Annotated in this window: 30 protein-coding genes; 12 read left to right on the forward strand and 18 right to left on the reverse strand. The window is 73.8% G+C overall.

What is annotated here, in order from left to right; genetic code table 11:
* Nucleotides 1-25: 25 nt before the first annotated feature.
* Nucleotides 26-781: an aminoglycoside phosphotransferase family protein gene (locus KJS59_RS09955; RefSeq protein ID WP_249714018.1), complete on the reverse strand. Its 756-nt coding sequence runs from the start codon at nucleotides 779-781 to the stop codon at nucleotides 26-28.
* A gap of 473 nt (nucleotides 782-1,254) precedes the next feature.
* Here KJS59_RS09955 and KJS59_RS09960 point away from each other — a divergent pair, with 473 nt between their 5' ends.
* Nucleotides 1,255-3,408 (forward strand): amylo-alpha-1,6-glucosidase, encoded by a 2,154-nt coding sequence (locus KJS59_RS09960; protein WP_249714030.1) that lies wholly within the window; start codon nucleotides 1,255-1,257, stop codon nucleotides 3,406-3,408.
* 63 nt (nucleotides 3,409-3,471) lie between these two features.
* Here the strand turns inward: KJS59_RS09960 and KJS59_RS09965 are convergent, their stop codons facing one another.
* From KJS59_RS09965 to KJS59_RS09985, 5 genes are all read right to left on the reverse strand, one after another.
* Nucleotides 3,472-3,954 carry an SRPBCC family protein gene (locus tag KJS59_RS09965; protein WP_213452329.1) on the reverse strand — a complete coding sequence of 161 codons (483 nt, stop codon included), beginning with the start codon at nucleotides 3,952-3,954 and terminating at the stop codon, nucleotides 3,472-3,474.
* Nucleotides 3,926-4,300 carry an ArsR/SmtB family transcription factor gene (locus tag KJS59_RS09970; protein WP_213452331.1) on the reverse strand — a complete coding sequence of 125 codons (375 nt, stop codon included), beginning with the start codon at nucleotides 4,298-4,300 and terminating at the stop codon, nucleotides 3,926-3,928. The genes KJS59_RS09965 and KJS59_RS09970 overlap by 29 nt, the downstream gene beginning before the upstream one ends.
* 225 nt (nucleotides 4,301-4,525) lie before the next feature.
* On the reverse strand, nucleotides 4,526-4,906 hold the full coding sequence (locus KJS59_RS09975; protein WP_213452333.1) for a DUF2267 domain-containing protein: 381 nt from the start codon (nucleotides 4,904-4,906) through the stop codon (nucleotides 4,526-4,528).
* Nucleotides 4,907-4,983: 77 nt separating this feature from the next.
* The gene (locus KJS59_RS09980; RefSeq protein WP_213452335.1) at nucleotides 4,984-5,607 is read right to left on the reverse strand and encodes a Rho termination factor N-terminal domain-containing protein; all 624 of its coding nucleotides are present in this window, start codon (nucleotides 5,605-5,607) and stop codon (nucleotides 4,984-4,986) included.
* Nucleotides 5,608-5,723: 116 nt separating this feature from the next.
* Nucleotides 5,724-6,386 (reverse strand): phosphatase PAP2 family protein, encoded by a 663-nt coding sequence (locus KJS59_RS09985; RefSeq protein WP_213452337.1) that lies wholly within the window; start codon nucleotides 6,384-6,386, stop codon nucleotides 5,724-5,726.
* 185 nt (nucleotides 6,387-6,571) lie between these two features.
* Here KJS59_RS09985 and KJS59_RS09990 point away from each other — a divergent pair, with 185 nt between their 5' ends.
* Complete coding sequence (locus tag KJS59_RS09990; protein ID WP_213452339.1) at nucleotides 6,572-7,324, forward strand: glycerophosphodiester phosphodiesterase family protein; 753 nt, start codon at nucleotides 6,572-6,574, stop codon at nucleotides 7,322-7,324.
* Here KJS59_RS09990 and KJS59_RS09995 read toward each other — a convergent pair.
* The 5 genes from KJS59_RS09995 to KJS59_RS10015 all read right to left on the reverse strand — a co-directional run bounded on the left by KJS59_RS09995 (nucleotide 7,304) and on the right by KJS59_RS10015 (nucleotide 11,063).
* A complete protein-coding gene (locus tag KJS59_RS09995) occupies nucleotides 7,304-7,978 on the reverse strand; it encodes a hypothetical protein (protein ID WP_213452341.1) in 675 nt (224 codons plus the stop codon). The genes KJS59_RS09990 and KJS59_RS09995 overlap by 21 nt on opposite strands.
* A gap of 34 nt (nucleotides 7,979-8,012) precedes the next feature.
* Nucleotides 8,013-8,231: a hypothetical protein gene (locus tag KJS59_RS10000; RefSeq protein ID WP_213452343.1), complete on the reverse strand. Its 219-nt coding sequence runs from the start codon at nucleotides 8,229-8,231 to the stop codon at nucleotides 8,013-8,015.
* A gap of 200 nt (nucleotides 8,232-8,431) precedes the next feature.
* Entirely contained in the window at nucleotides 8,432-9,010 is a 579-nt protein-coding gene (locus tag KJS59_RS10005; RefSeq protein WP_213452345.1) for an LURP-one-related/scramblase family protein, read from the reverse strand.
* 44 nt (nucleotides 9,011-9,054) lie between these two features.
* The gene (locus KJS59_RS10010) at nucleotides 9,055-10,149 is read right to left on the reverse strand and encodes a hypothetical protein (RefSeq protein WP_213452347.1); all 1,095 of its coding nucleotides are present in this window, start codon (nucleotides 10,147-10,149) and stop codon (nucleotides 9,055-9,057) included.
* Between the two features lie 80 nt (nucleotides 10,150-10,229).
* Nucleotides 10,230-11,063, reverse strand: coding sequence for an alpha/beta fold hydrolase (locus tag KJS59_RS10015; protein ID WP_213452350.1), 834 nt, complete (start codon nucleotides 11,061-11,063; stop codon nucleotides 10,230-10,232).
* 145 nt (nucleotides 11,064-11,208) lie between these two features.
* On the opposite strand from KJS59_RS10015, the gene KJS59_RS10020 reads away from it, so the two are divergent.
* The gene (locus KJS59_RS10020) at nucleotides 11,209-12,159 is read left to right on the forward strand and encodes a sigma-70 family RNA polymerase sigma factor (RefSeq protein WP_249714019.1); all 951 of its coding nucleotides are present in this window, start codon (nucleotides 11,209-11,211) and stop codon (nucleotides 12,157-12,159) included.
* Here KJS59_RS10020 and KJS59_RS10025 read toward each other — a convergent pair.
* Entirely contained in the window at nucleotides 12,076-12,465 is a 390-nt protein-coding gene (locus tag KJS59_RS10025) for an STAS domain-containing protein (RefSeq protein WP_213452354.1), read from the reverse strand. The two genes, KJS59_RS10020 and KJS59_RS10025, sit on opposite strands and share 84 nt — an antisense overlap.
* Nucleotides 12,466-13,047: 582 nt before the next feature.
* Between KJS59_RS10025 and KJS59_RS10030 the strand changes: the two genes are divergently transcribed.
* Nucleotides 13,048-14,244: an RNA ligase RtcB family protein gene (locus tag KJS59_RS10030; protein ID WP_249714020.1), complete on the forward strand. Its 1,197-nt coding sequence runs from the start codon at nucleotides 13,048-13,050 to the stop codon at nucleotides 14,242-14,244.
* On the forward strand, nucleotides 14,241-14,849 hold the full coding sequence (gene prfH, locus KJS59_RS10035; protein ID WP_213452358.1) for a peptide chain release factor H: 609 nt from the start codon (nucleotides 14,241-14,243) through the stop codon (nucleotides 14,847-14,849). Before KJS59_RS10030 ends, prfH begins: the two co-directional genes overlap by 4 nt.
* 56 nt (nucleotides 14,850-14,905) lie before the next feature.
* Here prfH and KJS59_RS10040 read toward each other — a convergent pair whose 3' ends face one another.
* From KJS59_RS10040 to KJS59_RS10065, 6 genes are all read right to left on the reverse strand, one after another.
* Complete coding sequence (locus KJS59_RS10040) at nucleotides 14,906-15,280, reverse strand: DUF2255 family protein (RefSeq protein WP_213452361.1); 375 nt, start codon at nucleotides 15,278-15,280, stop codon at nucleotides 14,906-14,908.
* Nucleotides 15,281-15,634: 354 nt separating this feature from the next.
* Nucleotides 15,635-17,404 (reverse strand): cellulose binding domain-containing protein, encoded by a 1,770-nt coding sequence (locus tag KJS59_RS32010; RefSeq protein ID WP_249714021.1) that lies wholly within the window; start codon nucleotides 17,402-17,404, stop codon nucleotides 15,635-15,637.
* 178 nt (nucleotides 17,405-17,582) lie between these two features.
* Entirely contained in the window at nucleotides 17,583-18,521 is a 939-nt protein-coding gene (locus KJS59_RS10050; protein WP_213452363.1) for a carbohydrate kinase family protein, read from the reverse strand.
* A 64-nt stretch (nucleotides 18,522-18,585) separates the two neighbouring features.
* Nucleotides 18,586-19,086 carry a zinc-binding dehydrogenase gene (locus KJS59_RS10055; RefSeq protein WP_213452365.1) on the reverse strand — a complete coding sequence of 167 codons (501 nt, stop codon included), beginning with the start codon at nucleotides 19,084-19,086 and terminating at the stop codon, nucleotides 18,586-18,588.
* On the reverse strand, nucleotides 19,083-19,268 hold the full coding sequence (locus tag KJS59_RS10060) for a hypothetical protein (RefSeq protein WP_213452367.1): 186 nt from the start codon (nucleotides 19,266-19,268) through the stop codon (nucleotides 19,083-19,085). Before KJS59_RS10060 ends, KJS59_RS10055 begins: the two co-directional genes overlap by 4 nt.
* Nucleotides 19,269-19,622: 354 nt before the next feature.
* Nucleotides 19,623-20,366, reverse strand: a complete 744-nt coding sequence (locus KJS59_RS10065) for a GntR family transcriptional regulator (protein WP_283775759.1) — start codon at nucleotides 20,364-20,366, stop codon at nucleotides 19,623-19,625.
* 117 nt (nucleotides 20,367-20,483) lie between these two features.
* On the opposite strand from KJS59_RS10065, the gene KJS59_RS10070 reads away from it, so the two are divergent.
* The 7 genes from KJS59_RS10070 to KJS59_RS10100 all read left to right on the forward strand — a co-directional run bounded on the left by KJS59_RS10070 (nucleotide 20,484) and on the right by KJS59_RS10100 (nucleotide 26,652).
* Entirely contained in the window at nucleotides 20,484-21,338 is an 855-nt protein-coding gene (locus KJS59_RS10070) for a TIM barrel protein (protein WP_249714022.1), read from the forward strand.
* Nucleotides 21,335-22,288: a 5-dehydro-2-deoxygluconokinase gene (gene iolC / locus KJS59_RS10075; RefSeq protein WP_213452369.1), complete on the forward strand. Its 954-nt coding sequence runs from the start codon at nucleotides 21,335-21,337 to the stop codon at nucleotides 22,286-22,288. The genes KJS59_RS10070 and iolC overlap by 4 nt, the downstream gene beginning before the upstream one ends.
* Nucleotides 22,281-23,156: a Cgl0159 family (beta/alpha)8-fold protein gene (locus KJS59_RS10080; protein WP_213452371.1), complete on the forward strand. Its 876-nt coding sequence runs from the start codon at nucleotides 22,281-22,283 to the stop codon at nucleotides 23,154-23,156. The genes iolC and KJS59_RS10080 overlap by 8 nt, the downstream gene beginning before the upstream one ends.
* Nucleotides 23,153-23,983, forward strand: coding sequence for a 5-deoxy-glucuronate isomerase (gene iolB / locus KJS59_RS10085; RefSeq protein ID WP_213452373.1), 831 nt, complete (start codon nucleotides 23,153-23,155; stop codon nucleotides 23,981-23,983). Before KJS59_RS10080 ends, iolB begins: the two co-directional genes overlap by 4 nt.
* Nucleotides 23,980-25,818, forward strand: a complete 1,839-nt coding sequence (iolD, locus tag KJS59_RS10090; RefSeq protein ID WP_213452375.1) for a 3D-(3,5/4)-trihydroxycyclohexane-1,2-dione acylhydrolase (decyclizing) — start codon at nucleotides 23,980-23,982, stop codon at nucleotides 25,816-25,818. Before iolB ends, iolD begins: the two co-directional genes overlap by 4 nt.
* Before the next feature lie 86 nt (nucleotides 25,819-25,904).
* On the forward strand, nucleotides 25,905-26,405 hold the full coding sequence (locus tag KJS59_RS10095; RefSeq protein ID WP_213452377.1) for a DUF892 family protein: 501 nt from the start codon (nucleotides 25,905-25,907) through the stop codon (nucleotides 26,403-26,405).
* A 70-nt stretch (nucleotides 26,406-26,475) separates the two neighbouring features.
* Complete coding sequence (locus KJS59_RS10100; protein WP_213452379.1) at nucleotides 26,476-26,652, forward strand: hypothetical protein; 177 nt, start codon at nucleotides 26,476-26,478, stop codon at nucleotides 26,650-26,652.
* The last annotated feature ends 114 nt before the right edge of the window (nucleotides 26,653-26,766 follow it).

Raw genomic sequence — 26,766 nt, forward strand, 5'->3', positions numbered from 1 at the left:
TCCCCACCGGTAGTCGGGGACGCGCCTACCCGGCCTCCTCGTGGTCCGCCAGGACCTCGCGGACGACCCGCTCGTTGGCGGCGGCCCGCTCCGGGTCGGTGTCGATGGTGCCGGCGAGGACCAGCAACGCCTTCCACAGCGCCCATCCGCGCGCCCGCGCCCAGGTGCCCTCGTCCGCGCCCACCGCCGCGCGGAACGCCCGCCGGCTCCCGCCGCCGAACCGGGTCCACGCGATCACCAGGTCGCAGGCCGGGTCGCCGACGCCCGAGGTGCCGAAGTCGATGACCGCCGCCAGCCCGCCGTCCACCACCAGCAGGTTCCCGGACGCGACATCGCCGTGGAACCACACCGGCACCCCGCGCCACTCGCTGGCCAGGGCCGCGGCCCAGACGGCGGCGGCCCGGTCGGTGTCCACCCGGCCGGCGAGCGCGGCCAGGCAGCGGCGCGTCTCACCGTCGTAGTGGGCCGGCGCCGCGCCGCGGTAGCAGCTGTGCTCGCCGGCGGGCGGCGCCCCGGTGGTGTCGCAACGCCGGAGGGCGCGGAGGAACCCCGCCAGCTCGACCGCGAACCCGGGCAGGTCGTCGATCCGGGCCCGGTCCGCCGTCTCGCCCGGCAACCAGCCGCGCACCGACCACGGGTACGGGTACCCCTCGCCGGGCGCCCCCCTGGCCAGGATCGGCGGCACCGCGACCGGCAGCGCCGGGGCGAGCCGGGGCAACCACTCGTGCTCCTTGTGTACGGCGGGGACGTAGCCGGCGGCCGTCGGCAGGCGGACGGTCATCCCGTCGCCCAGGCGGGTAGGTGCGGTTGTCCCAGCCGTCGACCTCGACCGGGGTCACCGGCAGGTGGCCCACCGCGGGAACTGCGCGGCGACGAGCCGCGTCACGAGCGCGGCGTCGATGCCGGCGCGACCATCGGCGGGGCTGGATACCACGAGCCGATCATGGCGACTCCCGGCACGCACCGCCAGCGGATTACCGCCCGCCCCCGCGGGGTACCGGGCGCCTGTGAGCGCGAGGAGCGCCCGGAGCGCGCCGGGCCGAAGGACCGGCGACCGCGCAGGAAGCACCGCAGTCGCGAACGAAAGACAGGCACCGTGAGCGCGAGGAGCGCCCGGAGCGCGCCGGGCCGAAGGACCGGCGACCGCGCAGGAAACACCGCAGTCGCGAACGAAAGACAGGCACCGTGAGCGCGAGGAGCGCCCGGAGCGCGCCGGGCCGAAGGACCGGCGACCGCGCAGGAAACACCGTGGGCATGGTGCAGAACCTGCGGGTGCGTCCGGATCTGCTCTACGTGGCCAGCGGGTGGAGCACGCTCGTGACGGACGTGCGGGGCCGGTTGGCTGGCTCCGGACCGCAGGGCTTCTTCGCCCGCAACACCCGGGTCCTGGCCGTGGAGGAGGTCCGCCTCGACGGGCGGGAGCCGCTGGCGTTCAGCACGGCGAACGTGCGGGGCCACGCCCAACTGTCGTACGCCGACATCGGCGACGGCGAGGTGCTCCCCGCCCGGGCGGCGTACCTGCGCACGCAGCACTTCGTCGGCGAGGGCCTGCGAACACAGTGGACACTCATCAGCTACGCACCGGATCCGGTGAGCACCCGGATGACCGTGCGCCTGGCGGCCGACTTCGCGGACACCAGCGAGACCACGGATTCGGGGCAGCGCAGGCAGTTCGCCGGGGTGGACACCGCCTGGGACGCCGGTGCCCGGGAACTGCGCCTCACCTACCGGCACCCCGGACTCGACCGCGCCGTCGTGCTGCGGGTGGTCGCCCCGGTGCCCGTCCAGCACGCCGACGGCACGCTCACCATGGACCTCACCGTCCCGCCACGCGGCCAGATCCGGGTGGACCTGCTCGTCGAACCGGTCATCGACGGGCAACACCTGCACGCCCCACCGGCCACGTTCGCCGAGCCCGGCGACGCCGCCTCGCGCGCCCGCGCCGATCTGGTCCGCGAGTTCACCCGGCTGCGCAGTTCCGCCCTCGACGTCGCGGCCGCCTGGCGACGCGCGGTGGACGATCTGGCCGTCCTGCCGCTCGGCGAGCCACCCGGCCCCGCCGCGCCGATCGCCGGGCTCCCCGCGTACCAGGAGGTCTTTGGTCGGGACACGCTGACCGCCTCGTGGCAGGCGCTGCTCGCAGGCCCCACGATGCTGCGGGACAGCCTGCGGCTGAACGCGGAGCACGTGGGCCGCCGCTTCGACCCGTGGCGGGACGAGGAGCCGGGCAAGCCGCTGCACGAGGCCCGGCGCGGCCCCGTTTCCGCGCTCGGCCTCGACCCGTTCAACGACTACTACGGGGACTGGGCCACCGCCCCCGACTTCCTCGTCTTCCTGGGCCAGTACTTCGCCTGGACCGGGGACCTGCGGACGGTACGCGACCTGCTGCCCACCGCGCGCCGCGTGCTGGCGTGGATCGAGGAGCACGCCGACCTCGACCGTGACGGCTTTCTCGAGTACCGGCGGCGCTCCGCGTCGGGGTTGAAGAACCAGGGCTGGAAGGACTCCGACACCGCCATCGTCGACGAGCACGGCCGGGTGGTGGAGAACCCGATCGCGACAAGCGAACTCCAGGCGTACTGGTACGCCGCTCTGCGCCACGGGGCCGCCGTCTTCGCCGCCACGGGCGACCCCGTGCGGGCGGCCCGGCTCCTCGCCGGCGCCACGCGACTGCGTCGACGCTTCCAGCGCGCGTACTGGATCCCGGAGCACGGCAACTACGCCATGGCGCTCGGCCCGGACAAGCGCCAGGTGCGCTCCGTCAACTCCAACGACGGTCACCTGCTGTGCACCGGGATCGTCCCGGCCCGGGTCGCCCGCACGGTCGCGCGGCGGCTGTTCGCCCCCGACATGTTCAGCGGCTGGGGCATCCGCACCCTCTCCGCCGACCACCCCGCGTACAACCCGTTCAGCTACCACCGCGGCAGCGTCTGGCCCGTCGAGGCGGGCACCATCGGCCTCGGCCTGGCCCGCTACGGCTGCTGGGACCAGTTGCACCGGCTCGCCGAGGCCACGTTCGCGGCCGCGGCCCTGTTCGAGGGGCACCGGCTACCCGAGGTGCTCAGCGGCCTCCCGCGCGACCCGGCCCACCCGCACCCCGGCGTCTACCCGCAGGCGTGCTCCCCGCAGGCGTGGTCCGCGAGCGCGATCGTCGCCCTCGTCCAGGCGTTGCTCGCGTTCCGTCCGGCCGCGCCGTTGCGCACCATCGTCGTGGACCCGCACCTGCCCGACTGGCTGCCCGAGCTCACCCTGGAGGGCGTCCAGGTCGGCAGGGCCACCTTCGATCTCACGGTTCGCCGCCGGCGTCACGGCCGCACCTCCGTCCGCACCCGGGGCGACCACGTCACGGTCATCCGCCGTCCACCGGTACAGGCGACCTTCGCCCGCCTGTCCCGCACCCACCGATGACGCGTGCCGAGGACGCGGCCGGTGAACAGCTCACCGACCTGCCGATGCCGCTGGACGGGCCGCTCAGACGGCCCCATCGGCCAGCATCTTGTCCAGCTTGGCGTATCCCTCGTTGACGCCGGTCTCCATGCCGCTGGCCAACCAGGCGTCACGGTCCTCGAAGCTGTCCACCAGCGACTGGGCGTGCAGCCGGGTGCGACCGTCACCCAGATCCTCGAACCACAGCGTCTCCAGCGCCACACCCTCCGGCTGGCCGTCGAAGGTGAAGGTCTGCACGATGCGCTCCGGGCGGACCTCGTGGAAGCAGCCGTGGAAGCCGTACTCGGCGTCGCCGTGCGCCGCGACGTACCGCCAACTGCCGCCCGTGCGGGCGTCCCAGTGCTCGATCCGGGTGCCCGTGGCGTCCGGGCCGACCCACCGGGCGAACAGATCGGGGTCGGTGTGCGCCCGGAACAGTTGCGCGGGCGTCGCCGCGAAGTCGCGGGTCAGGCGGATCACCGGGACCCTCGGGTCCGCCTCAATCCTGGTCTGCGTCGCCTCGGTCACGATCGGTTCCCTCCTGCTCGTCGGTGTCGTTCATCGCCGCCAGAACGGCGTCCAGCCGGCGGTAGCGCCGCTCGGCCCGGCGCCGGTAGCGCTCGATCCATTCGTCCATCGCGTCGAAGACCTTGGTCTCCAGCCGGACCGACCGGGGCTGCGGCCCGGGCGGGCGGCTGACCAGCCCGGCCTCCTCCAGCACCCGCAGGTGCTTGTAGACCGCCTGTAGCGACATCCGGTACGGCACGGCCAACTGGTTCACCGTGGCGTCGCCCTCGGCGAGCCGGGCCACGATGTCGCGGCGGGTCGGGTCGGCGAGGGCGGAGAAGACCTGGGACAGGGTGTCCGCGGCCATCGCCCCCTCCTTTCAACTCCCGAGTTGAAAGTCAGGGTAGACCGCCGCGATCGGATCCGTCAACCGCTAGGTTGAAACTGCTGCTGAAGCCGGCTCACCCCGGCGCGGGCCGACACCGGCCAGGCTGGGCCACATCGGACCCCAACCGCGCCGGCGCCCGGATCGCGCCGACGCGCACGCCCGCGAAGCCCGCGCGACAGGCGGGCGCGCCAGGCGGGCGCGCGGCTACCCGGCTACGGGCGGGGCCAGAAGCCAGAACTCCTTGGGCAACCTCGCCACGATCTGCCGGAACCGCCGGCCGCTGATCGCCTCGTCCAGGGTGAGGAAGACGGCGCGGACCCGCTCCTCGACCCGGTCCGCCGGGATGCCCGCCCGCCGGCCGACGCGCTGCGCGAACTCGTCCGGGCCGAAGCGGCGCGGGGGCTGCCGCTCGGACATCAGCCACCGGCCCACGCCCGGCGGCAACTCGCCGGCCAGGTCCCGGACCTCGCCCCCGCTGACCCGCTCCGCGAGGGTCCGCAGCGTCGCGCGGGCCAGCGCCTCGGCCTGGCCCCGGGAAATGCCGGCGCGCGCCGCCACCCGGTCAAGGAACTCTGCCTCGTCCATCCGTCCCCACTCTCCTGCTCGCTTGGAACCAGCCTGCGTGCGGGCCGGGTGACGGCGGCTCGCCCGGTCGGGGGTAGTCAGGCGTCCTCGCGGTGCGGGTTCTCCAGCACGAAGAAGTTGCTCGGCCGCCCGTCCTTGAGCTGCTCCTGGTACACGAAGTTGAGCTCGCGGACGTCGAACGCCTCGAACCACTCCTCCCAGCTGATGTGGCGCAGCCGCCCCGCGCCGCCACGGCCGAAGTCGAAGCGCAGCACGCCCACGTGGCCGTCGTGCTCGCTGCCCTCCACCGTCGCCGGGGTGCCGTCGCGCGACTCGGCCCACCGCCGGATGACCTCGTGGTTCGTCGTCGCCAGGCTGCGACCCGGCCGCTCGGGCCGGTCCCCGGCGCCGGCGATCTCCTGCGAGTTACGGATCGACTTCGAGGACGACTCGCCCGTACGCAGGTGTCCGCCCGCCGGTCCGGCGTCCCCGGGTCCACCGGCTCCCCCGGGGGCCTGCCGGTGCGTCTCCCCACCGCCGTGGCCCTTCGGGGCGCCGCGTTTGTACGCCTTGCTGACCGCCTCCACGAGCTCCTGCTTCCGCATCGAGGTCGCGCCCTTGACCCCCTTGGCCCTGGCCCGGTCCCGCAGCTCGTCCAGCTTCAGGCCGCGCAGTTCGGACTCGCTGATGCCCGGCGTGTTGGGCGTCTCGTTGCCGCTCATCGCTCCTCCTTCCCACCGGTACGCGTCGATGTGGACTACCCGGAAGGGGCCGCTTCATGCCGCCCCTCGCGCGGGGAGCTTGCCGGGGATCCTCCCGGTCGGCGCGGTGAGCGCGCTCAGGCGCGGCGATCGGGTGGGCCGCGCCGGCGGTCCAGCGCCCGCGGCAGCGGCAGGCGCGCCCACGGGACCCGCAGGAGCAGCCGGACCATCACGAAGCCGAGCAGGTACCCGGCGATCGAGTCGGTGAGCCAGTGGTAGGCGATGTACGTGGTGCCGAACGCCACCAGCACGCCCGGCGCCCAGCGCAGGACCTCCCGCGCCCAGCCGCTCAGGTACGGCGCCAGCAACAGGGCGAGCGCGCCGTAGTAGACCAGCCCGTTGTTGACGTGGCCCGAGGGGTACTCGGTGTAGTGCGAGCCGGCGAACATCGTCACCGGACCCTCGTGCGGGCTGCCCCGCTGGGTGAGCATCTTCAGCGGCACGATCGAGGCGGTGGTGAGGATCGGGGCCAGCCCCGCCGGCCCGATCGGTCGGGCGCTGCGGTCCCGCCAGGCCAGCACGAAGCCCACGATCAGCGTGAGGATCATGATCGGTCCGCCCTGGCCGAGGATGTCCATGCCCAGGACCAGCCACTTCACCGGGGGCGGGCGGTGCGAGTCCACCCAGTCCCGTACGGCGAGGTCGAGCCGGAGCAGCGATGGCACCCAGATCAGGGCGAGCGTGAGCGCGATGAAGCCCGCCGCCGCGGCGGCGTCCGGCCACCAGCTCCGCGGCCGCATCGCCGCCCGCGGCCCACCCCACCGTGGGTCCCCCGCCCGGTTGTCGTGGTACACGCAATGGGTTTTCCGCCCGCGGGCGACCTAATCACTCCCGAGGCCACCACTACCGGCCGTGGGAGATCCTGGTACCGATCTGGCCGGAAAGGCGGCGTGTCTTACCTCGCTCCCGGGCTACCCTCGGGCGGGTGAGCGCCCGGCCGGCCATCTCCGCGCACTGGGGCGTTCGTGGCCACCGACCCCCCGCCAGCATGGAGACGTACGAGAACGCGCTGGCCACCGGCGCCGAGTACGTCGAGTTCGACATCCGGCGCCTCGCCGACGGCACCCTTGTCTGCTTCCACGACGGGCGCGTCGGGCACACCGGACCGCCCCTGGCGACCCTGTCGTACGAGAGGTTCTGCGGCCTGGTCGGGTTCGCCGTGCCGACCGTCCCCGACGTCATGGCGCTGCTCGCCGGCCGGGCCCGGGCGCACCTGGACCTGAAGGAGATCGGGTACGAGGCCGAGGTGGTCCGGTTGGCCGTCGCGGCCCTCGGCGCGGACGGGTTCGTGGCCACCACGCTGGAGGACGAGTCGATCGCCGCCATCGCCCGCGAGTTCCCGAACGTCCGCACCGCGCTCTCCCTGGGGCGGGACAACCGGGAGATCCCCCGCCGGAAGCTGCCGGCCGTCCGGATCAGCGAACTGCTCCCCCTGCGACGCGCCCGGGCCTGCGGCGCGCACTGGGTGGCGGTCAACTACCGGATCGCCGGGCCGGTGCTGCGCCAGTGCGCGCGCCACGGCGTCGGCGCCATGGTGTGGACCGTCGACGAGGACCGCCTGATCGACCGGTACCTGCGCGACGACCGCGTGGACGTGCTGATCACCAACCGCCCCGGGTACGCGCTGCACCGCCGGGCATCGCTGGCCGCCCCGCGGTCAGAGGACGCAGCCGAGTAGCGGGAGGCAGAGCAGGCCGCTGTGCGAGGGTGCCGTGGTTTCCGGGGTGGCGGGTGCCGGTGCGGGTTCGGGTGCGGGTGGCGGAGCCGCCGGGGTCGCCGGCTGCGGGGCGTGCTGCTGCGGGGCGATCAGTTCCGGCTCCGGCTGCCGGGCCGGCGAGCCGCCGGCCCCCGGACCCGCCGCCTGACGCCCCGCCGGCTGGGTGGTACCGCCCGCCCCAGCCCCACCCACAAGGGACGGTGGCCGGGTGGGTCCCGCGACCGGCACGGTGACGGTGCAGCCGTAGCGGCCACCGACGTCCCGCACGACGGTGTCGCGCGCGGCGCCACGGCCGGCGACGGCGCACATGTCCCGGCGCACCTGGGTCAGGGTCACCTCGTTCGCCTGCCGCATGCCGGCCTGCGCCGCGCGCACGCCCTCGAGGTCGGCCTCCAGGCTCGCGACGTTCCGCTCCAGCCGCGTGTTGGCCTCGGCCTGCGACCGCCGGCCCGCCGCGTACGCGGCCGGGTTGGTCGCGATGAGGACGGCGGCGATCGCGACCAGGATCACCGGCAGCCCGGGCGGTCGGCCGAGGGGGGTGTGCGCGTCCCCCGGCGCCGGCCGGTGTCGGGGCCGGTACCGATGTCGGTGGTGCACACTGCTGTGCCTGCCCATCCGGCGCCCCTTCCGGGGAGTGGACTATGGAGGTTCATGCAGCCGGCCCACAGCCTAGACCCGAGCCACCTATTCGTGTCCACCGATCCGCGGCGGCCGCTTCCCGGGCCAGCCGCGCCGCGCCGGACGGCGCCGCGCCGGCAACGGGGCCGCGGAACTCGATCTCCGGCGGGTGCCGGAACGCCGCGGCGAGCAGGTCGCGCAGCAGGTCACGCGCCGCCACCCGCCCGGCGGTGAGGACCCCGCCGGCCACCACCGGCCTGGGCCACGGGCGCCCGGACCGTTGCCGTGCCTGATCCAGCAGTCCGGCCGGTTGACCGCCAGCAGAGACCCCCGGGGCCGGCCAGCGGTACCGCTAACGAACCGCGCCGCTGCCGGTCGCCGCTCGTGCGCCCGTCGAGCGGCCGGCGGCCCGGGTGCGGTGCCCGCAGCCGCCGGCGTTCCCTGACGGGGTCAGCGGCCCTGCAGCGCGTCCAGTCCGACCGCCATCGCGACCACCAGGCGCCGGTCCAGGCGCTGGTCCTGGATCTCCACGACGTACCGGTCGCGCAGGCCCCACTTCTTCACGACCGAGAACGCCGGCTGGCCGTCCATAGTGAAGTCGAAGTGGTAGGGCAGCCAGGACAGGCTCTCCACGAAGCGGCGCAGCAGCGCCACGACCGTGCTGCGCTCCTGGCCCGTCGCCGCACCCAGCCCGGGCTGCTCCAGGTGCCAGGTGGAGCGCAGCAGCGACCGCGCGAAGTCCTTGCGGAACAGGCCGATCGGGGCACCGGCCGCGTCGGTCACGTCGTACGTGGCGCCGAGGTCGATCACCTGGCGGGCCCGGAACCCCAGCACCGGCGTGGTCTTGGTGTCGTCCGAGTACAGGGTCACCTGCTCCTTGAAGGCGAGGCGCTTCTGCTGGGCGAACGCCAGCAGGTCGCCCTCCGACCCGTCCGACCGGACGGTGTGCACCTCGTACTGGTTGACCATCAGCCGCACCCGCTGCCGGACGATTAACTGCTGCTGGGCCTGAAGCTGCTGAAGTTGCATGACATCTCCTCCTCGATGGCCCGGGGAGTGTCGCACACCACAGCTCAGTCCGGCGTGCCCGGTTTCCGGTCCTCCGGACGCTGGGGCGGGATCGGCGTAGCCGGGAAGTCGCGACCGCCGCTCCACAGCGCCGGTACCGAGTCGATGGCCCGGGCCAGGGCGTACGCGATGCCCTCGTAGTTGACGCGCCAGCCCCGGAAATGCGGCCAGGACTCCTCCGCCGAACGCTCCAGCGGCATGCCGGCCCGCCGCACCCGGTCCACCGCCTCCGCGTACTCCTCGAAGGTGAGCCGGATCGGGTCGTCGGGGCGCGGGTCGGGGTTGAACGGGACGCGGATGACCGCCGCGATCTGGCGCAGCGCGGAGTACCCGGCGCGCAGCATCAGCCGCGCGGCGGCGACCGGCGCCGCGCTCGGCGCGAGGGAGATGTGCATCGCGGCGGCGTCCATCATGGCCAGTAGGGCGATCAGCCAGTCGCGGTTCGGGTAGGACGAGCGGAACGACAGCAGGATCGGGTAGGTGGTGTGGGTCTCACCGATCTCGGCGGCCAGCCGCTCCCACCGCTCGTAGAGCCCGCGCAGTTCGTCCAGGGTGCCGACGAGCGCCTGCCGGGCCAGCAGCTCGGGGCCCCAGGCGGGCTCGGAGACCCGGGACTGGAGCAGGGCCACCTCCACCTCCCGCTGGTTGTAGGCGTTGTACAGCGCCGGCAGGTAGGCGATCAGCAGCGCGGTGACGCCCGGCCCGCTCGCCGCGGCGAAGAAGTCCAGCGTGGTGAGCTGGCTCCGGACGCCGGACGCGTAACCCAGCGTGAACAGGCTGGAGCCGGCCTCGCGGTACGCGACCAGCAGCGGCAGCCCGGACACCGCCTGCATCAGCAGGCTGTACCCGATGAGCAGCGCGAGCAGCCAGGACCACAGCATGCCGAGCAGCACGATCGGGCCGAGCCAGGCGAGGATCGCGTCCCGCCGTTGGTAGCCGCGCACCGGGACCGACACCCGGCGCAGCAGCCAGCGCGCCGACAGCCACAGCACCCGCACCAGCGCCGACCGCAACCCGCGCGGCACCACGAGGTTGCGCAGGATGCTGGCGAGCGTGCCGGTCACCACGACCGCGCCGAGAATGCCGAAGAACCACCGCACCGGGGCCGATGCCCCGCGCGGGAGGGCTCATCCGTCACCCGAACAGATGACCCGCGCGGGGCGCCCCGGCCGGCGGGGGTTCAGCCCTGCTGCTCGTCCAGGAAGGCCAGCGCGGCCGTGGCGAACAGCGGCGAGGCGAAGACGTTGTAGTGGGTGAGGCCGGGCAGGATGGCTAGCGCGTGCCCGCCCTTCGGCCGACCCTCGCCCATCCAGCCGCCGTCCCGCAGGCCGCCGTCGAGCAGCGCGAAGACCTCGGCGAAGTGGCTGGGCGGGGCCATGTCCGCGTCGCCGGCGACGATCATCGTGGGCACCTGGAGGCCGCGCACCTGCTCGGTCAGGTCGAAGTCCTCCGCCATCGCCGCCCCGATCTTGTCCAGCAGCCGGGGGAAGTCCTCCGGGCGCGGCGCGACCCGCTGGTACAGCTCGTACATCGGGGTTTCCTTCATGAACTCGGCGGCGGCGGCGCCCACCTGGCCCTGCTGCCCGCGGATCTCCGGGTACACCGCGTCCGCACGGATGTACGCCGAGGCCGCGACCAGCTTGCCCACCCTGTTCGGGTACCGGGACGCCACCCGCAGCCCCACCCCGCCGCCGAGGGAGTAGCCGACGACGTCCGGCCGGTCCAGGCCGAGGTGGTCGACGAGCGCGGCGATGTCGTCGGCCATGGACCACGCGTCGAGCGGCCGGTCGATGTCGGCGGTCCGGCCGTGCCCCTGTAGGTCCGGGACGATGACCCGGCGCCGCTCGGCCAGCAGCGGCAGGAGCGGGCCGAACATCTCACCCGAGCCGAGCCCGCCGTGCAGCAGGATCAGCGGCCGCCCGGTCCCGTGCGTCTCGTAGTACAGGTTGAGGCCATTGACCTCGGCGTACCGGCCGGCGCCCGGCGTCCCGCTCGTCCATTCCGTGCTGGTCATGGTGTTTCCCACCTTCGTCGTCCATGGCTGTCGTACCGTCAGACCCGGCGTCGGTCCGGAACTCATCGGTGCGGGCGGAAATACCGCCGCGAGCCCCGGAACCGCTCGCCGGGAGCGATCGCGCCGGGTCGGGTACGTTGGGCCGGTGAGCGACGCTGCCACCATCGACGAGCCGGCTGAGCTGCGCCTGGAGGCGTTCCGGGGCGAGCTGACCGGCTACTGCTACCGCATGCTCGGCTCCGCGTTCGAGGCCGAGGACGCCGTACAGGACACGATGATCCGGGCCTGGCGCGGCCTCGACCGGTTCGAGGGCCGGGCGGCGCTGCGGTCCTGGCTGTACCGGATCGCGACGAACGTCTGCCTCACCATGCTGGGCAGCGCGCAGCGGCGCGCCCGGCCGATGGAGCTGGGCCCGGCGGGTACCGCGCGGTCGGCACCGGGCGAGCCGCTGCCGGAGGAGGTGTGGGTCGGCCCGGTCCCCGAGGCCCGGATCATCGCGGGCGACCCCGCCGACGTCGCCGTCGCCCGGGAGTCGATCCGCCTGGCGTTCGTGGCGGCCCTGCAGCACCTGCCGCCCCGGCAGCGCGCGGTGCTGATCCTGCGCGAGGTGCTCGCCTGGTCGGCCGCCGAGGTCGCCGAACTGCTCGACACCTCGGTGGCCTCCGTCACCAGCGCGCTCCAGCGGGCCCGCACCGCGCTGGCCGGCGCCGACCTCGGCGGGGAGGCCCTCCGCCCGCTGGACCGGGAGCAGTCCGACCTGCTGGAGCGTTACGTCCGGGCGTTCGAGGGCTACGACATGGCCGCGCTCACCGCGCTGCTGCACGAGGACGTGACGCTCAACATGCCGCCGCTGCCGCTGTGGCTGCGCGGGCACGCCGACCTCCGCGACTGGATGCTGGGCACCGGCAGCGGGTGCCGGGGCTCGCGCCTGGTGCCGACGGTGGCGAACGGGATGCCGGCGTTCGGCCAGTACCGCACGACCGGGCCGTGGGCGCTCATCGTCCTGGACGTATCAGCCGGGCGGATCCGCGGGATCACCAACTTCCTCGACGTCGAGCGGCTGTTCCCGCTGTTCGGCCTGCCGTTGCCGGGCTAGCGGGAGGACCGCGCCGAGGCCGGTGAGGGCGAGCAGCTGACCCAGGCGCGCGTGCGCCGGGTACACGCGGATGTCCGCGCCGAGCCGCCGCGCGGTCAGCCGCAGCCGGGCGAGGGCGTCCAGCGTGACCACGCTCGGTTCGACCACCGCGCTCACGTCGCACACGACCACGGCACCCACCGCCGGGAACGGCGCGAGCAGGTCGGCGAGGCGGGCGCACAGCGCGGGGATGTCGGCGCGCCCGAGGGCGGCGCCGATGACCAGAACGGGTGGGCCGAGAGCCCGCTGCCCTGCTCCTCCGCCCACGGCGACTCCCGTCCAGTTGTGGCCCTCCTGGTAGGACCGGACGGCCGCCGCGAACTCATCGGAGCGCGACCGATGAGTCCGGCTCCCCCCGCGAGTCTGACCCGGCGACGATCACGAGCCAGGGGGAACGACATGCTGGTGCAGCAGGCGCACCGCTTCGCCGGACCGGTGTACCGGCCGGGCGACGAGGGGTACGACGCGCGGCGGGGTGCGCTGAACCCGGCAATCCGGCACCCGCCTGCGCCTGGTGAAAGTGGCCTACGACCCGGAGTGCCTGTTCCGCCCCGGCCACACCATCCCGCCCGCCGGGGCCAGCGCGTAGGCGCCCGCTAGCATTCACCGTCGATGGCGCGTGCTGCTACGCCGAGGCAGCGCGCGCCGTCGCGGTTCCCGGGCCTGCGCCGGCGCGCCGCCCGCTTAGGCGCAGGTGCTGGCCCCGGCGCCCTATATCGGTTGTTGGACGCGGCCGGCTTCGGGATCGTGTCTCCATGACGTTCTGACGGACAGCAGTCTCCCGTTGCTACGAGGCCCATGCGCCGATCCGCGCCGTCCGCCCGTTCCCCTCTGTTGAAGAGAGCGTCCTTGTCTCTACCATCCTCCCGACAGGAGTCCCCTCCGGAGTCCACTGTGGCATCAGCCGCGACGGTCACCGTATTCGCCTCGCCCACGAGTTGGATCGAGTCGGACGCGCTCGCACAATGCGACCGGATGGCCGCCCTCGACGGCATGATCCACGTCGCCGCCATGCCGGACCTGCACCCCGGCAAGGGCGCACCCATCGGCGCCGCCATGGCGTCGAGCGTGTTGTACCCCTTCCTGGTCGGCTCCGACATCGGCTGCGGCATCGCGGTGTTCCCCATCGATCTCAAGCGCCCCGTACCCGCGAGGCTGGCCGCCCGCTTCCCCGACCTGGACCGCCCGCTGGACCCGGAACGGGACGCCGACGACCCGGCCTGGTCCGTCGTGGCGGGCGACATTCCGGCCGGTCACCCGGACGGCCTGGGGACGGTCGGCCGGGGCAATCACTTCGTCGAGCTGGCGCGGATCGACACCGTGTTCGAGCCGGGGCACGCGAGCCGCCTCGGGCTGGCCGGCGGCGACCTGGTGCTGATCGTCCACAGTGGCTCACGAGGGCTGGGCGAGCGGATCCTCCGGGCGCACACGGAGGTGCACGGCGCGGGCCCCGCCCCCGATCCCGCCGCCTACCTGGCCGCCCACGACGCGGCGGTCCGCTGGGGATCGCTCAACCGGCGGCTGATGGCCGCCCGGGTCGCCCACGCCCTCGGCGCCGAGCCCACCGAACCGGTCGTCGACCAGTGCCACAACCTGGTGGAGGTTCGCGACGGCGCGTACCTGCACCGCAAGGGCGCCGCGCCGGGGGACGGCGGCGACGTGCTCGTCGCCGGTACCCGCGGCACCCACTCGTACCTGGTGGCGACCCACGCCGGGCCGGAGGCCAACCATTCGGTCGCGCACGGCGCGGGCCGCAAGATGTCACGCGCCGACGCGCTGCGCCGGGGGCGGGTCAAGCACACGGTGGAGGAACTGCGCCGCACGCCGGTCGGGTCGCTGGTGGTCTGCGGCGACCGGCAACTGCTGTTCGAGGAGGCGCCGGCCGCCTACAAGCGCATCGAGCAGGTGATCGCCGACCTGGTCGCCCACGGCCTGGCGACGCCGGTGGCCAGCACGGTCCCGCTGGTCACCTACAAAACCGCCGACCTCGGCTCCGCGCCCCGGCGGGACCGCCGCGACCACCGCCGCAAGCGGGGCCGCCCGTGACCGTCCACCTGCTCATGTCCGCCGGGCGCGGCCCGCAGGAGTGCGCCTGGGCGCTGGCCCACCTGCTGCGCCGCCTGGAAGCCGAGGCCGCCCGCCGGAACCTGGCGACCCAGCGGTCCCGGACCGTCCCCGGCGACCGGCAAGGCACCTACCGGTCCGTGCTGGTGCACATCTCGGGAGCCGGCGAGGAGGCGTTCACAGCCTCGTGGACCGGCACCCTGTGCTGGCAGGCCCCCAGCCCCTACCGTGCCGGCACGGGCCGGAAGAACTGGTACATCATCGCCCGACCGTGCCAGGTGGACACTGCCTGGACGGCGTTCGAGGAGTCGGACATCGACCTGGTGCCCTGCCGCACCGGCGGCCCGGGCGGGCAACACCGGAACAAGGCCAGCACCGCGGTGCGGGCGACCCACCGCCCCACCGGCATCGTGGTCGTGGTCGACACCGAGCGGCACCTCAGCCTCAACCGCCGGATCGCCGTGGACCTGCTCCGGCAGCGCGTCGAGGACGGCGACGAGGCCGCCGGCCGCGCCGCCACCACCGCCCGCTGGCAGATCCACGACCAACTCGTCCGCGGCAACCCCACCCGCACCGAACGCCCGTAACCGGGGCCGCGCCACGGCATCAGACCGGGCCGGGTAGCCCGGTGGGCGCCGGCCCGTCAGCGGGGCGTGAGCCTCAGGGTGGCGGCGCGGGCCGGGGGCGCGAGAATCATGTCGACGTACTCGGAGACCCCGTACTTGTTGCGGTACGCCGCGTCGACATCCTCGTTCACCGGGTCGTCCGCGATCACGTCGGTGAGCGTGACGGCCTTGTCGATGCCGTTGGCGCGGATGTGGCCCTCGTGGCGGGCGCGGGTGGAGCGGTACCAGGCGGAGCCGGGGCCGTTGGCGGCGCGTACGTACAGGCTGTCACGGCAGGGGACGACCCAGATCGTGGTGGGCCGGCGCAGGTTGCCGTCCTGGCGCACCGGGGCGATCTGGAGTTCCTCGGCGGCGCCGATGGCGGCCAGTTCGTTGGGCGTCCACGTGCTCATCACGCCCAGCATCCGCGCCCGCGCGCCGCCGGAGGCGGGTAACCGGCCAGCACAACCCGACAGGGGTGGCGTGCCGCCGCGGGGAACCCGCCGCCCGCGAGCAACCGGCGGAGCACCAGAAAGATCTTGGTGGGTGCTGTCGGATCCGGTCCGCGCCGTTCGAGGTCCAGGTAGAGACCTCGGAAGAAGGGGACGAATGATGACTCTCGTCGGCACGATGGCGGACCCCCGCGCGGCCCGCCCGCTGCTGGGCCGGTACTTCGGCCGGTCGAGGTGGGCCGGGCTGGCCTGGTTCTCCCGCATCGCGGGCAAGGCCGGGTGCGGCATTCGCCGGGCCCGGCCCGAACGGGGTGCTCAGGTACAGGTGGCGCCGTTGAGGGTGTACCCGGTCGGCGCGGCGTTGTTGCCGCTGTGGGTGGCCTGGTAGCCGATGGTCGTCGAACCGCCCGCCGGGATCGAGCCGTTGTAACTCATGCTGGTCGCGGTGACCTGACCGCTGGAGGGCGAGTACGTCGCGTTCCAACCGGAGGTGATGGTCTGCCCGGACCCGAGGGTGAACCGCAGCGACCACCCGCCGCTGATCGCGGACGAGCCGGTGTTGGTGATGGTGATGTCGTTGGTCAGGCCGTTGTTCCAGGCGTTGACCGTGTTGGTGACCCGGCAGGCACCGGTGCCGGGGGGCGGGGTGGTCACGGGCGGGGTGGTCGCCGGCGGGGTCGTCACGGGCGGGGTCGTCGCGGGCGGCGTGACCGGCGGGGTGGTGACGGGTGGAGTCACCGGCGGAGTGGTCGGGGCGGCGCCCTCGCTGACGGTGATGGTGGAGATGCTCCGCGCCGGGATGGTGACGGTCGCCTGTCCGCCGCCGAGAGTCACCGGCTGTGCCGCGGCGCCGAGGCTTTGCGCGGTGACGGTGTACTCGGCGTTCGAGATGCTCTGCGGCGTCTGGATGACGGCATTGTTGATCGCGCTCGTCGAACGGTTGAGGATCACCAGCGTGATCTTGCCTCTACCCTGGTAGGCGGTGACCTCCAGACCGGCGGTTCTCGAGCTCTTCGAGAGCGCGACGCGCTTGTCGCCGGGCCGGACGTACTTGGCGTACTGCGCGAACGCCTGGCCGCGCCGCAGGACCGCGCCCTTCGTGGTCCCGTACTGGGCGTCGCCGTCACCGATGAAGGAGTAGAAGCGGCGGGCGTACCACCAGATGTACGCGCTCCAGTTGGCCTCCATCGACCTGTGTACGGTCCGCATGATGTCGTCCAGGGTTTCGTTCCAGGCCGCCGCGTTGCTGGGATTCCCCCAGATGTTCGAGCCGTTGCCGTCGGCCGCGTGCAGGTTCCACTCGGTCATCCACTGGTTCTTGCCGTACTGGGCGGCGAGCGGGTAGGCGGACAGGTTTCCACTGTTCTCCGCGTCGTACAGGTGGCCGCCGACATAGCCGATGTTGTTGCGCGCGGTGGCGTCCTGCAGGGTCGGGTCGGAGTACGCGCGGTCGAATCTCAGGGATTCGCCAACCAGGAGCCTGGTGTCCCTGACCTTGGCGCCCTGGTCGCGGACCCAGTTACGCATCTCGGTGCCGGTCCAGTCCATCGAATCGTAGTCCGGGTGCCAGTCCGGCTCGTTCTGGACCGAGGTCACGTCGATCGTGACGCCCTGGCTCTTCATGTACTGAACGTAGCCGTCCAGGTGCGCGGCATAGTCGTCGTAGTAGTCGGTCTTGAGTTTGCCGCCGTTGGTCCTGCTGTTGTTCGTCTTGAAGTTCGCGGGGGCCGTCCAGGGCGAGGCAAGGATCTTGACATTGGAGCCGTACGACTTCGCCGTCCGCAGGCTGCTCGCGTACAGGCTCCACTCGCTCGACACCGGCGACACCACGGTCCGAATGATCGACAGACCGAGCTGCCCCTGACCCATACCGACCAGGGTCTGGGTTTCCGCGTCCGTCCACGGGCTGCCGGAGCCGTTGAAGATCGGGGTCGCGCCCCCGAACCCGTCGATCGTCTGGTACGACGTGCCGGTATTGACGGTTATGTCGGGCGTCGCGGCCTGCGCGGGCGGGGCGACCAGAACGCCGCCCGCCACGGTGGCCAGCACGGCCGCGGCCACCAACCCCATCCGAGACTTCTTCACGGTTTACTCCACTGGCTCGTACGACAGCAGCCTTGAACGGGTCGATGGTGGCGGGCAGGTGGGCAACCGCACGCACACATAGGTATTAGTCAATGTATCCGACAAGATAGCTCGCCCCTTACCGCGCGCACAACCCTCGCGTGCCGGCGCTGTTCGAGGCGCGCGCCGCGGACCTGGATTAGCGCGGGTCGAAGGCGGCGAGTTCCGCCCGGTTCGGGGGCTGCGCGCCGGCCCGGGCACACACGAAGGCGGACACCCGCACGGCGTGCTCGATCACCCGTCGCAGGGTCTCCGGGTCGATGCCGCGCAGGGCCGCCTCCCGGTCGCGGCCGAGCAGGTCGGCCGCTGCCAGGGCGTCGAGCAGACCGGAGGTGAACGCGTCGCCGGCCCCGACGGTGTCGACGACCGTGACCGCCCACCCGGGGACGGTCACCGCGCCGGACCTGCTCACCGCGAAGGCGCCGGCGCCACCCCTGGTCACCACGACGAGGCTCGGCCCGCGCGCGAGCCACTCCGCGGCGACCCGCTCGGGCGCCCGGCCCGGGACCAGCCACGCCAGATCCTCGTCGCTCACCTTCACCACGTCGCTGGCCGCGACCAGGCCGTCGATCCGGGCCCGGGTGGCGGGCGGATCGGCGACCAGAGCGGGCCGCACGTTCGGGTCGTAGCTGATGGTGCTGCGCCCGCGCAGTTCCCGCAGGATGGCCTCGACGGCCCCGGCGCCCGGTTCCAGATAGGCCGCGATGGAGCCGGTGTGCACGGCGACCGTGCCGGCGGAGACGCCGCCCGGAACGCCCGGCGACGGCAGCCGCCAGACGAGTTCGAACTCGTACCGCGCGGCGCCCGCCGCGTCGAGCACGGCGGTGGCTGTGGCGGTCGGCGCGTCGTCGATCGCCGCACCGACCAGGGCCACCCCGGCGGAGCGCAGATGCTCGCGCAGCAGTGCGCCGTACGGGTCGTCGCCGGTGCGGGTGAGCAGGTGCACCCGGCGGCCGAGGCGGGCTAGGCCGAGGGCCACGTTCGCCGGGCTGCCGCCCGGATGTTCCCGCACCGATCCGTCCGGCGCGCGGACGACGTCGACCAACGCCTCGCCGACGACGAGGATGCCCCTGGACACCGTTGACCGTTCCCTTCCCGGTTAGCGAACCGCACGCACCCCCGCCACCGCCCGCTGCCCCGCGTCAGGAGACGATGCCGACCTTGCCGGACACGCCGGCGTCGGCCTCCTCGTCCGCCGCCGCCGCGTCACCCAGACCGTATCGTCCCGTCACGATGACCTCGGGGTGCAGTTGCCACCGGGCCAGGTTGTCGACCAGTTCCCGAAGCCGCCAGGTGCTGGTGACCCACGAACCCTCGATCCGCAACTGCTGGTGGATCACGTCGGGGCTGGCGTCGAGTTCCAGCCGGCCACCCTCGCCGACCAGCACGCACCGGCCGTACCGGCGGGCCGCGCGGACCGCCAGGGCACGCCCCGCGACGCTGCCCGAGCAGTCCATGGTGGCCTCGAAGCCGCCGTCGGTGAGCGCCAGCAGGGCCGGCAGCGCCTCGGCGCCGGCCAGGACGCCTCGTCGATGGCGCCGAGCCGGACCGCCAGGTCCAGCCGCGCCCACCGCGACCGCCCGCACCCGGCGGCCCGGGCTGCGGGCGAGCACGGTGGACAGGTTGGCGACGGTGACGTTCACCAGTCCGCGGGCCGCTGCTCCGCCCAGCCGGTCGCGGGCGAGAACGGCGGCACCGGCGTGGTGGCAACGTCCAGCACCCGGCCCCCGGGCGAGACCAGCGCCGCCCGGGTCGTCTGGGTGCCGATGTCGACGGCGGCGACGCAGCCGGTGCCGGGCTCAATAGCCGAGTTCGACGCGGGCATGCTCTGCGCCCGATAGGAAACACCGCCCCTTACCCGCGCGGCCCCGGCCAGCACAGCAAGATCTTGTTACAGACACGCCGATTTCTGGGCTGATCCGCACCAAGATCTCCGTACCCCACGCGAGCGGGGCACGCCCCGCAAGCGAGGCACCGCAAGCGGGACACTGCAACGCAAGCAGGGCAGCGCCGCGCGAGGACACCGCCGTATGAGCGAGGGCGGCGCCACACAAGGGCGGCGCCGTACAAGTGAAAGCACCACCGCATAAGCGAGAGCACCGCACCGCCCGCACGGCGTGGTGCGGGCGGACGGGCGGGCCGGCTGACCCGCCGCCACCTGCCGCCCGGCCCGTGGCCGTCAGCGGGCGACGAGGGTGACCTCGAAGGAGTACCGGTCGCTGCGGTATAGGTGCGAGCCGTACTCGACGGCGCGGCCGGCGTGGTCGTACGCCGTGCGCTGCATGGTGAGCAGCGGCGCGCCCCGGGCCGTGCCGAGTAGTCGCGCCTCGGCGGCGGTGGCCTTGCGCGCCCCGATCGCCTGGTCGGCGATGCGCAACTGCACGCCGCTCTCCCGCAGTACCTGGTAGAGGCCGGCGGCCCGCAGCCGCTCGGCGGTGATCGGGGCGACGTCGGCGGGGACGTAGTTGTGCATCAGGGCGAGCGGTTCGTCCTCGGCGTAGCGCAGCCGCCGGATGGAGAGAACCTCCGCCCGCGGTCCGAGGTGGAGTGCGGGCGCCACGTCGTCGGGCACCTCGGCCACGTCGAACGCGAGCACCTCCGTGCGCGGCTTGCGGTGCGCCCGGCGCAGGTCGTCGTGGAGGCTGGTGAGGTCGACCCGGCGGCGCACGGCACTGCGCACGACCTGGGTGCCCACGCCCCGCTTGCGCACCACCAGTCCCTTGTCGACCAGGTGTTGGATCGCCTGGCGCAGGGTCGGCCGGGACAGGCCGAGCCCGTCCGCCAGTGTCACCTCGGTGTCCAGGCGGGAGCCCGGCGGCAGCCGCCCCGACTCGATCAGACGCTCGAGACCGGTCGCGACCTGGAAGTACAGCGGCACGGGGCTGAACCGGTCGATGGTGATGAGGCGGGCGATGCCGGCCACGTCGGCCTCCTGGACGTCGGGCGGAAACGTCAGTATGTCATAACAAAGCCTTGACTTCGATCGATGGACTCGGAACACTCGCTGCCACGGGCCGGTGCGGATCGAGGAGGTGCCGCAGTGATCCGGATAGCTGGCGCCCCCATCTCGTGGGGGGTGTGCGAGGTTCCCGGCTGGGGGTACCGCCTGCCGGCCGGACGGGTGCTGGCGGAGATGGCCGCGCTTGGGCTGACCGCGACGGAGGTCGGCCCCGACGGCTACCTACCCGCGGATCCGGCCGAGCGGGCCGACGTGACGGGGCGGCACGGCCTGGAGGTGGCCGGCGGTTTCGTGCCGGCCGTGCTGCACGATCCGGCCCACGACCCGGTGCCGGGTGTCGTGGCGACGCTGGCGGGCTGGTCCGGCGTGCTGGTTCTGGCCGCCGCCACCGGTGGCGACGGCTACGACGCGCGCCCGGAGCTGGACGGGACCGGCTGGCGGACGCTGCTCACGAACCTCGACCGGTTGCTGGCCGCGGCGGCGGACCGGGGCATCACGGCCGTGCTGCACCCGCACGTGGGCACGATGGTCGAGACCCCCGCCGAGGTGTACCGGGTGGCCGAGGACTCCCGGATTCCCCTGTGCCTGGACACCGGGCACCTGCTGGCCGGCGGCACCGATCCCGCCGCGCTCGCCCGGGAGGTGCCCGGGCGGGTGGCGCACGTCCACCTGAAGGACGTTGACGCGGGGTGGGCGGAGCGGGTGCGCGCCGGCGAGGTGGCCTACACCGACGCGGTGCGCGCCGGGATGTACCGGCCCCTCGGCGGCGGTGACGTGGATGTGGCGGGGATTGTCGCGACGCTAGGCGCGAGCGGCTACGCCGGCTGGTACGTCCTGGAGCAGGACACGATGCTGGCCGCCGCGCCCCCGCCCGGCGAAGGCCCGGTCGCCGAGGTGCGCGAGAGCCTGGAGTACCTGCGGGCGGTGGCGCCGTGAACCCGTTCGACGTCGTGGCGATCGGCCGGCTCGGCGTGGACCTCTACCCCGAGCAGGTCGGGGTGCCGCTGGAGGCGGTCAGCACGTTCGGCAAGTCGCTCGGCGGCACCGCGGCCAACGTATCGGTCGCGGCGGCCCGGCACGGGCGCCGGGTCGCGCTCGTCAGCCACACCGGCGCCGACCCGTTCGGCCGGTACCTGCGCGGCGAACTGGCGCGGTACGGGGTGGACGGTCGCTGGGTGACGCCGGTCGAGCGGTTCCCCACGCCGGTGACGTTCTGCGAGATCTTCCCGCCGGACCGCTTTCCCATCTACTTCTACCGGTATCCCCTGGCGCCCGACCTGTGCGTCACCGAGGCGGAACTCGACCTGGACGCGCTGCGCGCGGCGCGCGTGCTGTGGCTGACCGGCACGGGCCTGTCCGCCGAGCCGAGCCGGGGTGCGCACGTCGCCGCGCTGCGCGCCCGCGACCGGGCGCCGCTGACCATTGTGGACCTCGACTACCGGCCCCAGTTCTGGGCCGCTCCGGCTGACGCGCGCGCCGCGCTGGAGGCCGTCCTGCCGCTGGCCACCGTGGCGGTCGGCAACGCCGAGGAGTGCGCGGTGGCCACCGGGGAGGACGACCCGGAGCGGGCCGCCGCCGTGCTGCTCGCCCGGGGCGTCGACCTCGCCGTGGTCAAGCTCGGCGGCGACGGCGTCCTCGGCGTCACCGCCGCGGAGGCGGTCCGCATGCCGCCCGTACGGGTCGAGGTGGTCAACGGGCTCGGCGCGGGCGACGCGTTCGGCGGCGCCCTCTGCCACGGGCTGCTCGCGGGCTGGCCGCTGCGCCGGGTGCTGGCGTTCGCCAACGCCGCCGGCGCGATCGTGGCCGGCCGCCGCGCCTGCGCGCCGGACATGCCGACGACGGGCGAGGTGGAGGAGTTGGTGACGGCGCTGACGACCGATGCGTGACGAGGCCCTGCGCGACCTGGTCGACGCCCGCGCGGAGCACCCGGAGCGGTTCGCCGCCGCGGGGGCGGCCCGGCGGCGGCGCCCGCTGCTCGGTCCGCGGGGTCGGCTGATGCTCGTCGCCGCCGACCACCCGGCGCGCGGCGCCTTCGCGGTCGGTGGCCGGGGCATGGCCATGGCGGACCGGACCGACCTGCTCGACCGGTTGCTCGTCGCGCTCGCCCGGCCGGGCGTGGACGGGGTGCTCGCCGCCCCGGACGTCGTCGACGACCTGCTCCTGCTCGGCGCGCTCGACGGCAAGGTGGTGGTCGGCTCGATGAACCGGGGCGGCATTGCGGGCACCGCGTTCGAGATCGACGACCGGTTCACCGCGTACACCGCGGCCGCGCTGGCCGCCGGGAACCTCGACGGCGGCAAGATGCTGCTGCGGATCGACCCGGGCGACGTGGCCACCGCCGCCACGCTGGAGGCGTGCGGCCACGCGGTGAGCGCGCTGGCCGCGCACGGGCTGATGGCCATGGTGGAGCCGTTCTGGGTACGCCGGGACCGGGCCGGCCGGGCGGTCAACGACCTCTCCCCCGACGCCGTGATCCGGGCGATCGCCGTCGCCCAGGGCCTCGGCACCACCTCCGCGTACACCTGGCTGAAGGTGCCGGTCGTCACCGAGATGGAGCGGGTGATGGCGGCCGGCACGCTGCCCGCGGTGCTGCTCGGCGGCGATCCGGGCACCGCGCCGGATGAGACCTACGCGGCCTGGCAGCAGGCGCTGCGGCTGCCGACCGTCCGCGGGCTGGTGATCGGCCGGGCGCTGCTCTACCCGCCGGACGATGACGTCGCGGCGGCGGTCGACACGGCGGTGGGGCTGCTATGACCTGGTTTCGTCCACAGTGCACAATCGTCGAGCCGGACGGCCGGGAGTGGCGGCACGCCGGGCTGCAGCTCGTCACCCTGGGCCCCGGCGAGCCCGCGTCCTGGCACACCCGCGGCACCGAGCAGGTGATCGTGCCGCTGGCCGGCGCGGCCGAGGTCACCTGCGACGGCACCACGCTGAGCCTGCACGGCCGGCCGGACGTCTTCACCGCCGCCACCGACCTGTGCTACCTGCCACCCGGCGCCGAGGTGAGCCTCACCAGCCCGGCGGGCGGCCGGTTCGCCGTCGCCTCCGCCGTGGCCGGACCGGGCCTGCCGCCGCGCTACCGCCCGGCCTCGGAGGTGCCCGTCGAGGTACGGGGCGCCGGCCACGCCACCCGCCAGGTCAACAACCTCGCCGACGCGGAGACGTTCGCCTGCCGCCGCCTCATCGTGGTGGAGGTGCTCACCCCGGGCGGGAACTGGTCGAGCTACCCGCCGCACAAGCACGACGAGCACCGCCCGGACGAGACGGAACTGGAGGAGATCTACTACTTCGAGGTAGCCGGCGGCGGCGTCGGCTACCAGCGGGTGTACGCCAGCGCGCCGGAGCGCCCGATCGACGTGCTGGCCGAGGTGCGCAGCGGCGACGTGGTCCTCGTGCCGCACGGCTGGCACGGGCCGTCGATGGCGGCGCCGGGGTACGACCTCTACTACCTCAACGTGATGGCCGGGCCGGGCGAGCGCGCCTGGCGGTTCCGCGACGACCCGGCGCACGCCTGGATCCGCGACACGTGGGCGGACCAGCCGGCCGACCCGCGCGTCCCGTTCTACGGGAGGCACGCATGACCCGACTCACGGTGGCCCAGGCCCTGGTCCGGTTCCTCGGCGCGCAGCACACCGAGCGCGACGGGACGCGCCGGCGCCTCATCGCCGGCTGCTTCGGCATCTTCGGCCATGGCAACCTCGCGGGCGTCGGGCAGGCGTTGCTGGAGAACGCCGGGACGATGCCGTACCGGCTGTGCCGCAACGAGCAAGCGATGGTGCACACCGCCGCGGCCTACGCCCGCACGACCAACCGCCTGTCGACGCTGGCCTGCACCACCTCGATCGGCCCCGGGGCGACCAACCTGGTCACCGGCGCCGCCGGGGCGACCATCAACCGGCTGCCCGTGCTCCTGCTGCCCGGCGACACGTTCGCCACCCGGCCCGCCGACCCGGTGCTCCAGCAGTTGGAGGCGCCGTACGCCGGCGATGTGTCCGTCAACGACTGCCTGCGCCCGGTTTCCCGGTACTTCGACCGGGTCAGCCGGCCGGAGCAACTCGTCGAGGCGGCGCTGCGCGCGGTCCGGGTGCTCACCGACCCGGTCCAGACCGGGGCCGTGACGCTGGCCCTGCCCCAGGACGTCCAGGTCGAGGCGTACGACTGGCCGGCGGAGTTCTTCGCCCCGCGGGTCTGGTACGTGCCCCGCCCGGTGCCGGAGCCGGCCACCCTGGCCCGCGCGGTCGGGGCGATCCGCGGCGCCCGCCGGCCCCTCATCGTCGCCGGCGGCGGCGTCATCTACGCCGAGGCGACCGGGGCGCTCGCACGGTTCGCCGGGCGCACCGGCATCCCGGTCGGCGAGACCCAGGCGGGCAAGGGCGCGCTGCACCACGAACACCCGTGCGCGGCCGGCGCGATCGGCGCCACCGGTACCACCGCCGCCAACCACCTGGCCGCCCGGGCCGACCTGGTCATCGGCGTCGGCACCCGGTATTCCGACTTCACCACCGCGTCCCGGACGCTGTTCGCGGGGCCGGGCGTGCGCTTCGTCAACCTCAACGTCGCCGCGCCGGACGCGGCCAAGCACGCCGGGCTCCCCCTCGTGGCGGACGCCCGGGCCGGCATCGAGGCGCTGGACGCCGCGCTGGCCGGCTGGAGCGTGGACGACGGGTACCGCGCGGAGACGATCCGGCTGGCCGCCGGCTGGAACGCCACCGTCGACCGGGCCGTCGCCCTCGCCCACGCACCGCTGCCGGCCCAGAGCGAGGTGATCGGCGCGGTGAACGAGGCGGCCGGCGAGCGGGGCGTGGTGGTGTGCGCCGCCGGGTCCCTGCCGGGTGACCTGCACAAGCTCTGGCGGCCCCGGGACCCGAAGCAGTACCACGTCGAGTACGGGTACTCCTGCATGGGCTACGAGATCGCCGGGGGCCTCGGCGTCAAGCTCGCCGCCCCGGACCGCGAGGTGTTCGTGCTCGTCGGCGACGGCTCGTACCTCATGATGTCCGGCGAACTGGTGACCGCCGCCGCCGAGGGCGTCAAGCTCATCGTCGTGCTCGTCGTGAACCACGGGTTCGCCTCGATCGGCGCGCTCTCCGAGACCGTCGGCGTCAACCGGTTCGGCACCCGGTACCGCGACCGCGACGGCGGCCGGCTCCCCACCGACCTCGCGGCGAACGCGGCGAGCCTGGGCGCCGACGCGGTCACCGTCACCGGCATCGACGGGCTGCGCGCCGCGCTGGCCGCCGCCAAGCGTGCCGAGCGCACCACGGTCATCCAGATCGAGACCGACCCGCTGGTCCCCGCGCCCGACTCGCGCTCGTGGTGGGACGTCCCGGTCGCCGAGGTCGCGGAGACCCCGGGTGTGGACGCGGCCCGCGCGGCGTACGAGAAGGCGAAGCGGGGCCAGCGGAGCTACCTGTGACCGGCGATTGACGGCTGCGCGACGGAGCGTTCGGAGCGCCTGGATGCGGGTAGCCGGCACGGAGCAAGCGCGCTGAGGAGGCGTCAATGCCCGTGGACAACGACAAGGACCTGTTCGTCTACGAGTTGGGGATCCTGCGCGACATCGAGACATCCAGCATCCGCATGCTCGACCTCGTGTCGCAGCGGGTGAGCCGGGAGGATCTCGGCGAGGTGATCCGGAGCGAGCAGCGGCAGTGCACATGCCGGCAGGACCGGCTCGACTCGTGCCTCCAGTCGCTCGAAGCGCCGTCGATGCAGGCGCCGTCCGAGACGGTCGACGCCGTCTACCTGAGGTTCAAACGGTTCGTCGCCGGCGGGGCCACGCACGAGATGGTGGACCAGTTCGCCGTCGACACCCTGGTCCGGCTGCTGTATCTCGGCATCGCGGCCTTAAGGCCCCTGATCGGCTGGACCGTGCTCAGCGGCCAGCACGAGTGCTCGCGGACGCTGCACAGCAACCTCGTCGAGAAGCAGGAGAGCGCGGCCAGGCTCGAGCGGCTCGCCTTCGAACTGCGCATGCGCCGCCTCGCGCACCAAGCCGCCTGATCCAGCGGGGTGGCTAGAGCTGGGTGGCCAGCCAGGCGGCAACCACCGGGATCTCAACCCGCTGGTACTGTTGCGGCGCAGCAGCGTGTACCCGGCGGCCGGGTCGGCCGCGGCCGGGAACGGGATCGGCGGCTGCTCGGCGATGACCGAGTCGAAGGTCACCAGCGTGGCGCCGACCGTGCCCGAGGTGCAGTGCGCCGCACCCGCGCCCTCCCGGCCCGCCCCGGCCACTCCCCGTGCCTCGTAAGCTACCGGTGTGTTTCAGGAGACTCGCCGTCGGCCGTCAGCCGGAATGCGCGCCCCGTGAGCCCACCGTCAACGCAGGCGTCCGCGCCGGCCCAGCGGACCGTCCCCGCCGCGG

Origin of the sequence: Rhizomonospora bruguierae (assembly GCF_018397995.1) — a bacterium.
Classification (GTDB): domain Bacteria; phylum Actinomycetota; class Actinomycetes; order Mycobacteriales; family Micromonosporaceae; genus Rhizomonospora; species Rhizomonospora bruguierae.